The organism is Streptomyces sp. AN091965, assembly GCF_022698285.1.
In the GTDB taxonomy this organism is placed as follows: Bacteria; Actinomycetota; Actinomycetes; order Streptomycetales; family Streptomycetaceae; genus Streptomyces.
In genome coordinates, this window is the sequence record NZ_JALDMY010000001.1 from 8,125,911 (window position 1) to 8,140,972 (window position 15,062).

Below are 15,062 nucleotides of genomic sequence, written 5' to 3' on the forward strand. Positions count from 1 at the left end.
GGACATGACGAGGCCTTCGGACACGGTCGTCGATGCGCTGCGCGCGTCTCTGAAGGAGACCGAGCGGCTGCGACGGCAGAACCAGCAGCTGGCGGCGGCTTCCCGGGAGCCGATCGCGATCGTCGGCATGAGCTGCCGCTTCCCCGGCGGCGTGGCGAGCCCCGAGGACCTGTGGCGGCTCGTCGCCGACGGCGCCGACGCCATCGGCGACCTGCCCGACGACCGGGGCTGGGACGTCGACGCGCTCTACGACCCCGACCCCGACAAGCGCGGCACCTTCTACGCCCGCCAGGGCGGCTTCCTGCACGAGGCGGGGGAGTTCGACGCCGCGTTCTTCGGGATCTCGCCGCGCGAGGCCCTGGCGATGGACCCGCAGCAGCGGCTCCTCCTGGAGACCGCGTGGGAGGCCTTCGAGCGCGCCGGGATCGACCCGGCCGCGCTGCGCGGCACCCGCGCCGGGGTCTTCGTCGGCTCCGGCTACCAGGGCTACGGCGAAGGTGTCCGGCAGGCCCCCGAAGGCGTCGAGGGCCACCTGCTGACCGGCAACACCACCAGCGTCATGTCCGGTCGCCTGTCCTACGTCCTCGGCCTCCAGGGCCCGGCGGTCACGGTCGACACGGCCTGCTCGTCCTCGCTCGTGGCCCTCCACCTCGCGGCGCAGGCACTGCGCCAGGGCGAGTGCACCATGGCCCTGGCGGGCGGCGTGACCGTCATGTCGTCCCCCGAGACGTTCGTGGAGTTCAGCCGTCAGCGCGGCCTCGCGGTGGACGGCCGCTGCAAGGCGTTCGCCGAGGGCGCGGACGGCACCGGCTGGGGCGAGGGCGTCGGCATGCTCCTCGTCGAGCGCCTGTCCGACGCGCGCCGCAACGGCCACAAGGTCCTCGCCGTCGTACGCGGCTCCGCCGTCAACCAGGATGGCGCGTCGAACGGCCTGACCGCCCCCAACGGCCCGTCCCAGCGCCGCGTCATCCGCGCGGCCCTCGCCAACGCGGGCGTGACCGCCGCCGACGTGGACGTCGTGGAGGCCCACGGCACCGGCACCACCCTCGGCGACCCGATCGAGGCGCAGGCGCTGCTCGCCACGTACGGCAAGGAGCACTCGGCGGACCGTCCGCTGTGGCTGGGCTCGCTGAAGTCCAACATCGGCCACACCCAGGCCGCCGCCGGAGTCGCGGGCGTCATCAAGACGGTCATGGCGCTGCGCCACGGCGTCCTGCCCAAGACGCTGCACGTGGACGCGCCGACCTCCGAAGTGGACTGGTCGGCGGGCGCGGTCGAGCTCTTGACCGAGGCCCGCGAGTGGACCGAGCGCGAGGCCGGACAGCCCCGCCGCGCGGGCGTCTCCTCCTTCGGCATGAGCGGCACCAACGCCCACGTCATCGTGGAGCAGGCCCCACCCGCCGAGGAGCCGACGGCCGAGGAGGCCTCCGCGGCCCCCGTGATCCCGGGCGTGGTGCCCCTTGCCCTGTCCGGGAAGACGTCCGACGCACTGGCGGCCCAGGCCGCCCGACTGCACGTGCACCTGCTGGCTAACGCCGAGGCGGACGCGGACGACGTGGCCTGGACGCTCGCCTCGGCCCGTTCGCGGTTCGAGCAGCGGGGCGTCGTCCTCGGGCGTGACCGGGACGAACTCCTCGCGGGGCTTGAGCGCCTTGCCGAGGGCGAGGGCGCCGCCCAGGGCGTGGTCACCGGGCGCGCGCTGGGCGGGACGGTCCGCCCGGTGTTCGTGTTTCCGGGTCAGGGTTCGCAGTGGGCCGGGATGGCCGTGGAGCTGCTGGAGTCCAGCCCGGTGTTCGCGGAGCGGATGCGGGAGTGCGCGGACGCGCTCGCCGAGTTCGTGGACTGGGACTTGCTGGAGGAGCTGGGTGGCGACCGGTTCGACCAGGTCGACGTGGTCCAGCCGGTGTTGTTCGCGGTGATGGTGTCGCTGGCTGCCGTCTGGCAGGCGGCCGGGGTGAAGCCCGCCGCTGTGGTGGGCCACAGTCAGGGTGAGATCGCGGCCGCGTGTGTGGCGGGCGCGCTCTCGCTGCGGGATGCCGCTCGGGTGGTGGCTCTGCGGAGCCTGGCGATTCGTGAGCTGTCGGGCAAGGGCGGCATGGTGTCGGTGCCGTTGCCCGAGGCCGAGGTGCGTGAGCTGATCGTGGGTTGGGAGGGCCGTATTGAGGTCGCGGCCGTCAATGGACCCGCTCAGGTGGTGGTGTCTGGTGAGCCGGAGGCTTTGGAGGAGCTGGTCGCGCAGTGCGTGGCCCGCGATGTCCGTGCTCGTACGATCCCGGTGGACTACGCCTCGCACTCCTCGTACGTGGAGGAGATCGAGGCCCAGATCGGCCAGGCGCTGGAGGGTGTCAGCCCGCAGGCCGCTGAGGTCCCGCTGTATTCGACGCTGACCGGCGCGTGGCTGTCCGACGGCACCCTGATGGACGCGGGTTACTGGTATCGCAACCTGCGCCAGACGGTTCTCTTCGAGCACGCCACCCGTGGCCTGCTGGCCGAGGGCCACGGTCTGTTCCTGGAGATGAGCCCCCACCCGGTCCTGACGGTCCCGGTGCAGGCCACCATCGACGCGACCGACAGCCCCGCCGCCACTCTCGGTTCCCTCCGGCGCGACGAGGGCGGCGCCGACCGCCTCGCGGCCTCTCTCGCCGAAGCCCACGCGTACGGTGCCGAACTCGACTGGCAGGCCCTCCTCCCCGGCACGCGCGCGACCGTCGACCTGCCCACGTACCCCTTCCAGCGGCAGCACTACTGGCTGCGTGCCGACTCCGGTGCCGGTGACGTCACCGCGGCCGGGCTCGATGACGCGGGGCACCCGCTGCTGGGCGCGGCGGTGCCGCTGGCCGACGGCGACGGGCACCTGCTCACCGGGCGGCTCTCGCTGCGCACACACCCCTGGCTGGCCGACCACGCCGTGGCGGGGGCCGTGCTGCTGCCCGCGACGGCGTTCGTGGAGCTGGCGACGCGCGCGGGCGACCAGGTCGGCTGCGACCTGGTCGAAGAACTCACCATGGAGATACCGCTCGTCGTCCCCGAAACGGGCGGCGTACAGCTCCAGTTGATCGTGGGCTCCGCCGACGCCTCCGGGCGGCGGTCGCTGGCCTTCCACTCCCGGCCCGAGGCCGGGCCCGACGCGGGCGGCGCGGAGGCCGAGCCGTGGGCCCGGCACGCCACCGGCGTACTGGCCCTGAGCACGGCGGACACCACGCCCGGCACATCCGACCTGGCCCAGTGGCCGCCGCGCGGCGCGGAGCCCGTCGGCGTCGAGGGCCTCTACGAGGAGTTCGCGGCGGCGGACGTCCAGTACGGCCCCGCCTTCCAGGGGCTGCGCGGCGCCTGGCGGCGCGGCGACGAGGTGTTCGCCGAGGTGAGCGTCCCCGAGGACCGGCGCGACGAGGCGGGCCGCTTCGGCCTGCACCCCGTGCTCCTCGACGCGGCGCTCCAGGCGGCGCACCTGGCACAGGACGGTGCGGACGGGCCGGACGGCTCGGACGGCGACGAAGGCGGTGCGCCCCGGCTGCCGTTCTCCTGGAGCGACGTCTCCCTGTACGCGACCGGGGCGAAGTCCCTGCGCGTACGCCTGACCCGGTCCGGAAGCGGTGGGGACACCCTCTCCGTGCTGCTGGCCGACGAATCGGGCGCGCCCGTCGCGTCGATCGGCGCGCTGGTGTCCCGCACCGTCGACGCGCGCCGGAGTCTCGCCGCGCAGCGCACCCGCGTCCCGCACCTGTACCGCGTGAACTGGGTGGCGGCGGCGCAGGCCGACGGCACGGTCCGGGCCGACTCGTGGGCCGTCTTCGGCGCGGGCGCCGAGCGTGTGGCCCGCGCCCTGGGCGAGGACGGCGTCGACGTCACCGCGTACCCCGCCCTCGCCGACCTGACCGCGGCGGTCGCCGACGGCAGCACGCCCGCGCCCGGCGTCGTGGTCGCGGCCCCGGACCTCACGGCGGCCCCGGGCCCCACGGCCACGGCTGCCGACGGCCTCGCGGCCGCCGTGCACGCCACCACCCGTGACGCGCTCGCCCTCGTCCAGGCGTGGCTCGCCGACGAACACCTCGCCGACGCGCGCCTGGTCGTCCTGACGCGTGGCGCCGCCGCCGTCACCCCCGACGAGCCGGTGCCTGGACTCGCCCACACCGCCGTGCTCGGTCTGCTGCGCTCCGCGCAGTCCGAGGAGCCCGGCAGGTTCGTCCTCGCCGACGTGGACGACGCGCCCGAGTCGCTGCGGGCGCTGCCCGCCGCGTACGCGCACGGCGAGCCGGAGTGCGCCGTGCGCGCCGGTGCCGTGCTCGTCCCCCGGCTCACCCGCGACCTCGGCGAACCCGCCGAGGCCCCCGCCGCCCTGAACGCGTCCGGCACCGCCCTGGTGACCGGCGCCCCCGGCGGTCTCGGCGGCCTCGTCGCCCGGCACCTCGCCACCGCGCACGGCGTACGGCATCTGCTGTTCCTCGGACGCCGCGGCCCCGAAGCGCCCGGCGCCACCGAACTCGCCTCGCACATGGCGGAGTTGGGTGTCGGCATCGACATCGTCGCCTGCGACGCCGCGGACCGGGACGCCCTCGCCGCGGCCCTGGCCCGCGTACCCGACGAGCACCCGCTCACCGCGGTCGTCCACACCGCGGGCGTCTTCGACGACGGCATCACCTCCTCGCTCACCGCCGAGCAGCTGGACCGCGTCCTGCGGCCCAAGGCCGACGCCGCCGTCAACCTGCGCGCGCTCACCGCGGCCGCCGACCTCGACGCGTTCGTCCTCTTCTCCTCCGTCGCGGGCGTCCTCGGCGGCGCCGGACAAGGCAACTACGCGGCGGGCAACACCTTCCTCGACGCCTACGCGCACGCCCTGCGCGGCCAGGGCGTGCCCGCGACCTCCCTCGCCTGGGGCCTGTGGGCCGAACGCGGCGGCATGGCCGGGCAGATCAGCGCCGACGACCTGGACCGGATGACCCGCTCCGGCGTCGCCCCGCTCGCCACCGAGCAGGGCCTCGGCCTGCTCGACGCCGCGCTCGGGCTCCGCGCCGCCGCCCTCGTGCCGGTGCGCCTCGACACCGCCGCGCTGCGCACCGCGCACGGCCCGCACCTGCCGCCGCTGCTCGGCGGCCTCGTCCACGGCCCCGCCCGGCGCGCCGTCGCCGACCGGGGTGGCGCGGACGGCGACACGCCCGCACTGGTCCGTGGCCTGCGCGGCCTCGCTGCCGACGAGCGCGGGCGTGCGCTCCTCGACCACGTGCGCGGCCAGGCCGCCGCCGTCCTCGGCTACGCCACCGGCGACGACGTGGACGCCGAGCGCGCCTTCCGCGACCTGGGCTTCGACTCCCTGACGGCCGTCGAGCTGCGCAACCGTCTGAAGGAGACGAGCGGCCTGCGGCTGCCCGCGACCCTCGTCTTCGACTACGCCACCCCCCTCGCCCTCGCCCGCCACCTCGCCTCCGAACTGACCGACGGCGACAGCGACAGCGAGGCGACGGCGGGCACGACGCCGGGCGGCGCGTTCGCCGCGCCCGCCCACGGGCACACCGACGAACCGGTCGCCATCGTCGCCATGAGCTGCCGCTTCCCCGGCGGCGTGGCGAACCCCGAGGACCTGTGGCGGCTCGTCGGCGCGGGCGCCGACGCCACCTCCGGACTGCCCGAGGGCCGCGGCTGGGACACCGCCAACCTGTACGACCCCGACCCCGACCACCAGGGCACCACGTACTCGCGCGGCGGCGGCTTCCTGCACGAGGCGGGCGAGTTCGACGCCTCGTTCTTCGGGATCTCGCCGCGCGAGGCCCTGGCGATGGACCCGCAGCAGCGGCTGCTCCTGGAGACGGCGTGGGAGGCCTTCGAGCGCGCCGGGATCGACCCGGCGACACTGCGCGGCAGCGCGGGCGGCGTCTTCGTCGGCGCCTCGTCGCAGGGATACGGCGAAAGCCTGCGGGAGGTCCCCGACGGCCTCGAAGGCCACCTGATGACCGGCAACTCCACCAGCGTCATCTCCGGCCGGCTCGCCTACTCCTTCGGCCTCGAAGGCCCGGCCGTGACCGTCGACACGGCCTGCTCGTCCTCGCTCGTCGCCCTGCACCTCGCGGCGCAGGCGCTGCGCCAGGGCGAGTGCTCCCTGGCCCTCGCGGGCGGCGCCACGGTCATGTCGACGCCCGACACCCTCGTCGCGTTCAGCCGCCAGCGCGGCCTGGCTGCGGACGGCCGCTGCAAGCCGTTCGCCGAGGGCGCCGACGGCTTCGGCGTCGGCGAGGGCATCGGCATGCTCGTCCTAGAGCGGCTCTCCGACGCCCGGCGCAACGGCCACAAGGTCCTCGCGGTCGTCCGTGGCTCCGCCGTCAACCAGGACGGCGCGAGCAACGGCCTCACCGCCCCGAACGGGCCCTCCCAGCAGCGCGTCATCCGCGCCGCCCTCACCAACGCCCGCCTCGGCGCGGCCGACGTGGACGCGGTCGAGGCGCACGGCACGGGCACGTCGCTCGGTGACCCCATCGAGGCCCAGGCCCTCATGGCCACGTACGGAAAGGACCGGCCCGGCGACCGGGAGCCCCTGTGGCTCGGCTCCGTCAAGTCCAACATCGGGCACGCCCAGGCGGCCGCGGGCGTCGCGGGCGTCATCAAGATGGTCATGGCGATGCGGCACGGCGTCCTGCCGAAGACGCTGCACGCCGAGACGCCGACGACCGAGGTCGACTGGTCCGAAGGGGCCGTCGAGCTGTTGACCGAGGAGCGCGAGTGGACCGCGCCGGAGACGGGACGGCCGCGGCGCGCGGGCGTCTCCTCCTTCGGCATGAGCGGCACCAACGCGCACGTGATCGTGGAGCAGGCACCGGTGGAGGAAGCCCTTCCCGCCGACGCCGGCGACGGGCCCGCACCGACCCCCGCACCGTCGGTGGTCCCCGGCCTCGTCCCGCTGGCCCTGTCGGCGAAGAGCGAGAACGCGCTGCGCGCACAAGCGGACCGGCTCCGGGAGCGCTTGCTCGCCGAAGCGGACCACGACGACACCGAGAAGATCGGCCTGACGGACCTGGGCTGGTCCCTGACGATGACCCGCTCCCGGTTCGAGCACCGGGGCGTCGTCCTCGGCCGCGACCGCGAGGACCTCCTCGCGGCTCTTGAGCGCCTTGCCGAGGGTGATGCCACGGCGGGCGGTGTGGTCACGGGCCGTGCGGTGAGCGGTGCGGGTCGTGCGGTGTTCGTGTTTCCGGGTCAGGGTTCGCAGTGGGCCGGGATGGCTCGCGAACTGCTCGACGGGTCGCCGGTGTTCGCGGAGCGGATGCGGGAGTGCGCGGACGCGCTCGCCGAGTTCGTGGACTGGGACCTCCTTGAGGAGTTGGGCGGCGACCGGTTCGACCAGGTCGACGTGGTCCAGCCGGTGCTCTTCGCCGTGATGGTGTCGCTGGCTGCCGTCTGGCAGGCGGCCGGGGTGAAGCCCGCCGCCGTCGTCGGTCACAGCCAGGGCGAGATCGCCGCCGCGTGCGTGGCAGGCGCGCTCTCGCTGCGGGATGCGGCTCGTGTCGTCGCGCTGCGGAGCCTGGCGATTCGTGAGCTGTCCGGTAAGGGCGGCATGGTGTCGGTGCCGTTGCCCGAGGCCGAGGTCCGCGGGCTGATCGTGGGTTGGGAGGGCCGGATCGAGGTCGCGGCCGTCAACGGCCCCGCCCAGGTGGTGGTCTCTGGTGAGCCGGAGGCTCTGGAGGAGCTGGTCGCGCAGTGCGTCGGCCAGGACGTCCGCGCTCGTACGATCCCGGTGGACTACGCCTCGCACTCCTCGTACGTGGAGCAGATCGAGGCCCAGATCCTGGAGGCGCTGGAGGGTGTCAGCCCCCAGGCTGCCGAGGTCCCGCTGTATTCGACGCTGACGGGCTCCTGGTTGTCCGACGGCACCCTGATGGACGCGGGTTACTGGTATCGCAACCTGCGCCAGACCGTCCTGTTCGAGCACGCCACCCGTGGCCTGCTGGCCGAGGGGCACGGTCTGTTCCTGGAGATGAGCCCGCACCCGGTGCTCACCGTCCCGGTTCAGGCCACCATCGAGGCCGTCGGGCGCGAAGGGGCGGCCGTCGCCCTGGGTTCGCTGCGCCGTGACGAAGGCGGGGCAGCGCGGCTGCTCGCCTCGGTCGCCGAGGCGCACGCGCGCGGCGCCGAGCTGGACTGGAAGGCGTTCTACCCGGGCGCCGGAACCGTCGTCGACCTGCCCACGTACGCCTTCCAGCGCCAGCACTACTGGCTGACCGAGGACGAGGCGCCGGGCGCGGAGCCCGTACTCGCCGTGGACGAGGTCGAGGCGCGCTTCTGGGAGGCCGTGGAGCGCGAGGACCTGGCGGGGCTGACGGCGGAGCTGGAGATCGCGGAGGACTCGGCCGCGGGCCTCGGATCCGTCCTGCCCGCCCTGTCGTCGTGGCGGCGGCAGCGGCGCGAGCGGTCGGCGCTGGACGCCTTGCGCTACCGCGTGACCTGGAAGCCGCTGGCGAACAGCGCCCTGCCGACGTCCGGGCCCACCGGCCGGTGGCTGGTGGTGCTGCCCGAGAACGCCGCGAAGCACCCGTGGGCCACGGGCTCCGTCGCGGCCCTGGCGCGGGCCGGTGCGGAGGTGGCCGAACTGCGGATCACCTCGGACGAGTTGACGCGTGAGGCGCTGGCCGGGCGGCTGCGAGACCTCCCCGGCGGGGAGCTCGCCGGTGTGGTCTCGCTCCTCGGTCTCGACGAGACCGCCGTCGACGGGCACGAGGCCGTGTTCGCCGGGCTCGCGGGGACCGTCGCGCTGGTGCAGGCCCTCGGTGACGCCGGGATCGGCGCGCGCCTGTGGACGGCATCGCACGGCGCCGTGGTCACCGGCCGCGGCGACCGGGCCGTCAGCCCCGACCAGGCCCAGCTGTGGGGCCTCGGCCGGGTCGTGGCCCTGGAACACCCTGACCGCTGGGGCGGTCTGGTCGACCTGCCGCCGTCGTACGACACCCGCTCCGGCGCGCGCTTCGCCGCCGCCCTCGCGGGGCCCGGCGGCGAGGACCAGCTCGCGGTGCGGGACACGGGCGTCTTCGTGCGCCGCTTCGCCCACGCCCCGCTGCCCGAGGACCGGGGCGCGGAGCCCCAGTGGTCGCCGCGCGGCACCGCCCTCATCACCGGCGGTACGGGCGCGATCGGGGGGCACGTGGCGCGCTGGCTGGCCCGCGAGGGCGCCGAGCACCTCGTCCTCACCAGCCGCCGCGGCCCCGAGGCCCCGGGCGCGGCCGAACTGAAGGCCGAACTGGAGGAGCTGGGCGCCGAGGTCACCGTCGCCGCCTGCGACGTCGCCGACTGGGACGCCGTCGCGGGGCTCCTCGACGAGCTGGCGGCGGACGGGCGCACCCTGCGCTCCGTCTTCCACGCGGCGGGCGCCGGTCAGGAGCAGCCGCTGCACACGATGACCACGGCGGACATCGCCGCCGTCCTGGAGGCGAAGGTCGCGGGCGCCACGCACCTCGACGAACTCCTCGACACCGGTTCGCTCGACGCGTTCGTGCTGTTCTCCTCCAACGCCGGAGTGTGGGGCAGCGGCAGCCAGGGCGCCTACGCGGCCGCCAACGCCCACCTCGACGCCCTCGCCGAGTGGCGCCGCGCCCGCGGCCTGACCGCGACCTCCGTCGCGTGGGGCCTGTGGGGCGGCGGCAGCGGCATGGCCGGTGCCGAGGCCGAGGAAGCGCTGCGGCGCGTCGGCGTCACGGCCATGGAGCCGGGGCTCGCGGTCGCCGCGCTCGCCCGGGCGGTGGCGTACGACGAGACGTTCGTGGCCGTCGCGGACGTGGACTGGGAGCGGTTCGCGCCCGCCTTCACGTCGGTGCGGCCCAGCCCGTTCATCGGCGAACTGCCCGAGGTGCGGCGTGCCCTCGAAGGGCCGGAGACGGCCGCCGCGCCCACCGCAGCGCACGCGGCGGCGGGTTCCGAGTGGGCCGAGCGGCTCGCCGCCCTGCCGGTGCCGGAGCGTGAGCGGGTGGCCCTCGACCTGGTACGGGCGCACGCCGCGGCCGTGCTCGGCTACGCGGGTGCGGAGGCCGTCGAGCCCGACCGCGCCTTCCGCGAGCTGGGCTTCGACTCCCTGACGGCGGTAGAGGTCCGCAACCGGCTCACGGCCGCGACCGGCCTGAAGCTGCCCACGACCCTCGTCTTCGACTACCCCAACGCCCGTCTGCTCGCCGCCCATCTGCGCCGCGAGGCGCTCGGCGACGTGCCGGGCACCACGGAGACGCGGGCCGTCGCGCCCGCGCCCGCCGACGACCCGATCGCCATCGTGTCGATGAGCTGCCGCTACCCGGGCGGCGCCACCAGCCCGGACGCCCTGTGGCGGCTCGTGTCCGAGGGCACGGACGCGATCTCGGCGTTCCCCGCCGACCGGGGCTGGGAGACCACCGGCGCGGCGGCGTACCGCGCGGAGGGCGGGTTCCTCTACGACGCCGCCGGGTTCGACGCCGCGTTCTTCGGCATCTCGCCGCGCGAGGCCCTCTCCATCGACCCCCAGCAGCGCCTCCTCCTGGAGGCGTCGTGGGAGCTGTTCGAGCGCGCGGGCATCGCCCCCGCCTCCGTACGCGGCCACCAGACCGGCGTCTTCATCGGCTCCGGCTACCAGGGCTACGGCGAGGGCGTCCAGGACCTGCCCGAGGGCGTCGAGGGCTACCTGCTCACCGGCAGCGCCGGAGCCGTGGTCTCCGGCCGTCTCTCGTACGCGTTCGGGCTCGAAGGCCCGGCGGTCACGGTCGACACGGCCTGCTCGTCCTCGCTCGTGGCCCTGCACCTCGCGGCGCAGGCCCTGCGGCAGGGCGAGTGCGACATGGCCCTCGCGGGCGGCGTCACCGTGATGTCGACGCCCACCGCCTTCGACGAGTTCAGCAAGCAGCAGGGCCTCGCCGCCGACGGCCGGTGCAAGCCGTTCGCGGAGGCGGCGGACGGCACGGGCTGGGGCGAGGGCGTCGGCCTGCTCCTCCTGGAGCGCCTGTCCGATGCCCGCCGCAACGGACACGAAGTCCTCGCGGTGGTCAAGGGCTCCGCCGTGAACCAGGACGGCGCGAGCAACGGCCTGACCGCCCCGAACGGGCCTTCTCAGCAGCGCGTGATCCGTGCCGCCCTCGCCAACGCCGGGCTGTCCGCCGGTGACGTGGACGCGGTCGAGGCCCACGGCACCGGCACCACCTTGGGCGATCCGATCGAGGCCCAGGCCCTGCTCGCCACGTACGGCCAGGACCGGCCGGAGGACCAGCCGCTGTGGCTGGGTTCGGTGAAGTCCAACATCGGTCACACCCAGGCCGCTTCGGGCGTCGCCGGTGTCATCAAGATGGTCCTCGCCATGCGCGAGGGCGTCCTGCCGCAGACGCTGCACGTGGACCGGCCGAGCACGCACGTGGACTGGTCGGAAGGTGCCGTCGAGCTTCTGACGGAGGCCCGGGAGTGGGCCGAGCGCGGGGACGCGCCGCGCCGCGCCGGTGTCTCGTCGTTCGGCGTGAGCGGCACCAACGCGCACGTGATCGTGGAGCAGGCGCCGGTCGAGGAGCCGGTGGAGGCCGTGGTGCCGGTCGCGCCGGTGACGGCCGTGCCGTGGCTGGTGTCGGCGCGCAGCGCGGACGCGCTCCGGGCGCAGGCCGAGCGGCTCCTGGGCCACATCGCGGCCGACACCGCCCTGGACGCCGTGGACCTGGGCTGGTCGCTCCTGTCGGGCCGTTCGCCGCTGGAGCACCGGGCCGTGGTCCTGGGCGAGGGCAGGGACGAACTCCTGACGGGCCTGGAGTCGCTGGCGTCCGGCGGGCGCGGGGCCGTCACGGGCTCGGTGGTCGAGGGCCGCCTCGGCGTGGTCTTCACCGGCCAGGGCAGCCAGCGCCTGGGCATGGGCCGTGAGTTGTACGAGACGTTCCCGGTGTTCGCGGATGCGTTGGACGAGGTGTGTGCTCATATAGATCCGTGGATAGAACGTTCGCTCCAGAGCGTGATGTTCGGTGCGGACGCGGACCTGCTTGAGCAGACCGGTTACGCGCAGCCCGCCCTGTTTGCTGTCGAGGTTGCCCTGTTCCGTCTGGCGGAGTCCTTCGGCGTACGCCCCGAGATCGTGGGCGGTCACTCGATCGGTGAGCTGGCCGCCGCGTACGTGGCTGGATTGTGGTCGCTGGAGGATGCGGCTCAACTGGTCGCTGCGCGTGGCCGGTTGATGCAGGCCCTGCCCGAGGGCGGGGCGATGCTGGCGGTGCAGGCCACGGAAGCTGATGTGCTGCCGCTCCTGTCGGAGCGTGTGGGAGTGGCCGCCGTCAACGGCCCGGCGCAGCTGGTGCTCTCCGGTGACCGGGCGGCTCTCGAAGGCCTGGAGCAGACCCTGCGCGGCCAGGGCCGGAAGGTGAAGTGGCTGAAGGTCAGCCACGCCTTCCACTCGCCGTTGATGGACCCGGCGCTGGACGATTTCCGTAAGGTCGCGGCCAAGCTGACGTACCAGGACCCGACGTTGCCGGTGGTCTCCAACCTCACCGGTGAGCTGGCGGATCCTGCCGAGCTGAAGGACCCGGAGTACTGGGTCCGTCACATCCGAGAGTCGGTCCGCTTCCACGACGGTCTGAAGGCACTGGCAGGGCACGGCGTTTCGACCTTCCTGGAGTTGGGCCCCGACGCGGTGCTCACCGCGATGGCGCACGACACGCTCACCGAGCCCGCCGCCCAGGCGGGCCTGGTCGCGGCCGTTCGCAAGGACCGCCCCGAGGCCGACGCGTTCCTCGCGGCCCTCGCCCAGCTGCACGTACGCGGAGTCGAGGTCGACTGGGCGCCGCTGTACGCCCCGGTCGAGTCCCGGCGCCGCGTCGATCTGCCCACGTACGCCTTCCAGCACGACCGCTACTGGCTGACGTCGGGACCGGCCGCCACGCGTACGGGCGGGGTCGCCGCCGACGAGGTGGAGGCGCGGTTCTGGGAGGCCGTGGAGCGGGAGGACCTGGAGTCGCTGAGTGCCGAGCTGGGCGGCGGTGCCGACGGTGGGGCGCTGGGCGAGGTGCTTCCGGTCCTGTCGTCGTGGCGGCGGCAGCGGCGTACGGCCTCGACGCTGGACGCCCTGCGCTATCGCGTGGCCTGGAAGCCGCTGGGCCACGCGCCCGCCGCGCGGCTCGACGGCACGTGGCTGCTCGTCGTGCCGGACGGCGGCGCGGACGTCGCCGACTGGGCGGCCTCGGTCGGGCACGCGCTCGGCGGACTCGGCGCCGAGGTGCGCACGGTCGTCGTACCGGACGCCGAAGGCGCCGACCGCGACGAACTCGCGGAGCGGCTGCGTAAGGAGGCGGCGGCCGGCGACGGCGCGCTGACCGGCGTGCTCTCGCTGCTGGCCGCGGACGAGGAGCCGCACGCCGTGCGCGGCGGGGTGAGCCGCGGGCTCGCCGCGACCGTGACCCTGGTGCGGGCCCTGCACACCGCGGACCTGGGCGCCCCGCTCTGGCTTGCCAGCCGGTCCGCGTCGGCCATCGGCGGCGCGGACCCCGCGCCCCGGCACGCCCAGGCGGCCCTGTGGGGCCTGGGCCGCGTGGTGGCCGTGGAGTACCCGCGGATGTGGGGCGGCCTGGTCGACCTGCCGGAGACCGTCGACGGGCGGGCCACCGCCGGGCTCGCCGGTGTCGTCGGCGGCGCGTGGGCCGGTGAGGACCACGTGGCCGTACGAGGCTCCGGGGTGTTCGCGCGCCGCTTGGAGCGGGCACCGCTCGACCCCGCCGCGGTGGGGGAGTGGACGCCGGACGGCACCGTCCTGGTGACCGGCGGCACGGGCGCCATCGGCGGACACGTCGCCCACTGGCTCGCGGAGCGGGGCGCCCGGCACCTCGTCCTGACGAGCCGCCGGGGCGCGGACGCGCCGGGTGCCGCCGAACTCCGGGCGGAGCTTGAGGAGTTGGGTGCCCGGGTCACGATCGCCGCTTGTGACGTGGCCGACCGCGACGCGCTGGCGGAGCTGCTCGACGCGATGCCCGACACCGCCCCGCTGACCGCCGTCTTCCACACGGCGGGCGTCCTGGACGACGGCGTGCTCGACGGAGTGACGGCGGAGCGGATCGCCACCGTCTTCCGGGCGAAGGTGGAGTCGGCTCGCCACCTGGACGAGCTGACGTCCGGCCTCGACCTGTCGGCGTTCGTGCTCTTCTCGTCCTTCGCCGGGCTCTCCGGCGGTCCCGGACAGGGGAGTTACGCCGCCGCCAACGCCGCGCTCGACGCGCTCGCCGAGCACCGCAGGGCGCGCGGCCTCACGGCGACCTCCGTCGCCTGGGGCGCGTGGGGCGGTGGCGGCATGGCCGCCGACCGGGCGCGGGGCGGCGCCGTGCCGCCCATGGAGCCGGGGCTCGCGGTCGCCGCGCTCGGCGGGGCCCTCGGCCAGGACCTGGCCGTCACGGTCATCGCCGACGTCGACTGGGAGCAGTACCTGGCAGGCGGCCCGGCGCTCGCGCCCAACCCGCTCTTCGCCGACCTGCCCGAGGCCCGTGCCCTCCAGGAGCGCACGGCCCGCACGGACGGCGGGGCGGCGGGCGGCACGGAACCCGACCTCGCGCGGCAGCTCGCGGCGCTCTCCGGGCCCGAGCGGGACCGGTTCCTGGAGGACCTGGTCCGCACGCACGCGGCGGACGTCCTCGGCTACCCGGGGCCCGAGCGGGTCGAACCCGGCCGTGCCTTCCGGGAGCTGGGCTTCGACTCCCTCACCGCCGTCGAACTGCGCAACGCGCTCGGCGCGGCCACCGGCCTGCCCCTGCCCACCACCCTCGTCTTCGACCACCCCACGCCCGTGGCGCTCGCCGCCTACCTCAAGGACGAACTGGCCCCGGGCGACGGCGAGTCGGCGGCGCTCCTGTCCCAGCTCGACACGCTGGAGCTGGGGCTCACCGAGAGCGCGCCGTCGGACGACGAGCTGGCCACGATCGCCGAGCGGCTGCGGGTGCTGCTCGACCGGTGCACCCGTGGCGCGGACGACGACGAGGACGCGCAGGTCGCGGAGGAGCTGGAGTCCGCGACGGACGACGAGATGTTCGACTTCATCAGCAAGGAGTTCGGGATCTCCTGATGTGCCGCCCCGCCTTCCCCTGACGCGGCACCCCGCAATCCCCTGATGTGCCGCCCCC

1 protein-coding gene is annotated in these 15,062 nt (G+C 75.0%); it reads left to right on the forward strand.

Annotated features, from left to right (window positions below; translation table 11 throughout):
• The first annotated feature begins 4 nt into the window (after positions 1–4).
• Positions 5–15,004, forward strand: a complete 15,000-nt coding sequence (locus MQV74_RS34265) for a type I polyketide synthase (protein ID WP_242726770.1) — start codon at positions 5–7, stop codon at positions 15,002–15,004.
• The last annotated feature ends 58 nt before the right edge of the window (positions 15,005–15,062 follow it).

What these genes read in the sequence shown, in the direction of transcription:
- MQV74_RS34265 (WP_242726770.1), top strand. Translation starts at nt 5, where the DNA reads ATGACGAGGCCTTCGGACACGGTCGTCGATGCGCTGCGCGCGTCTCTG.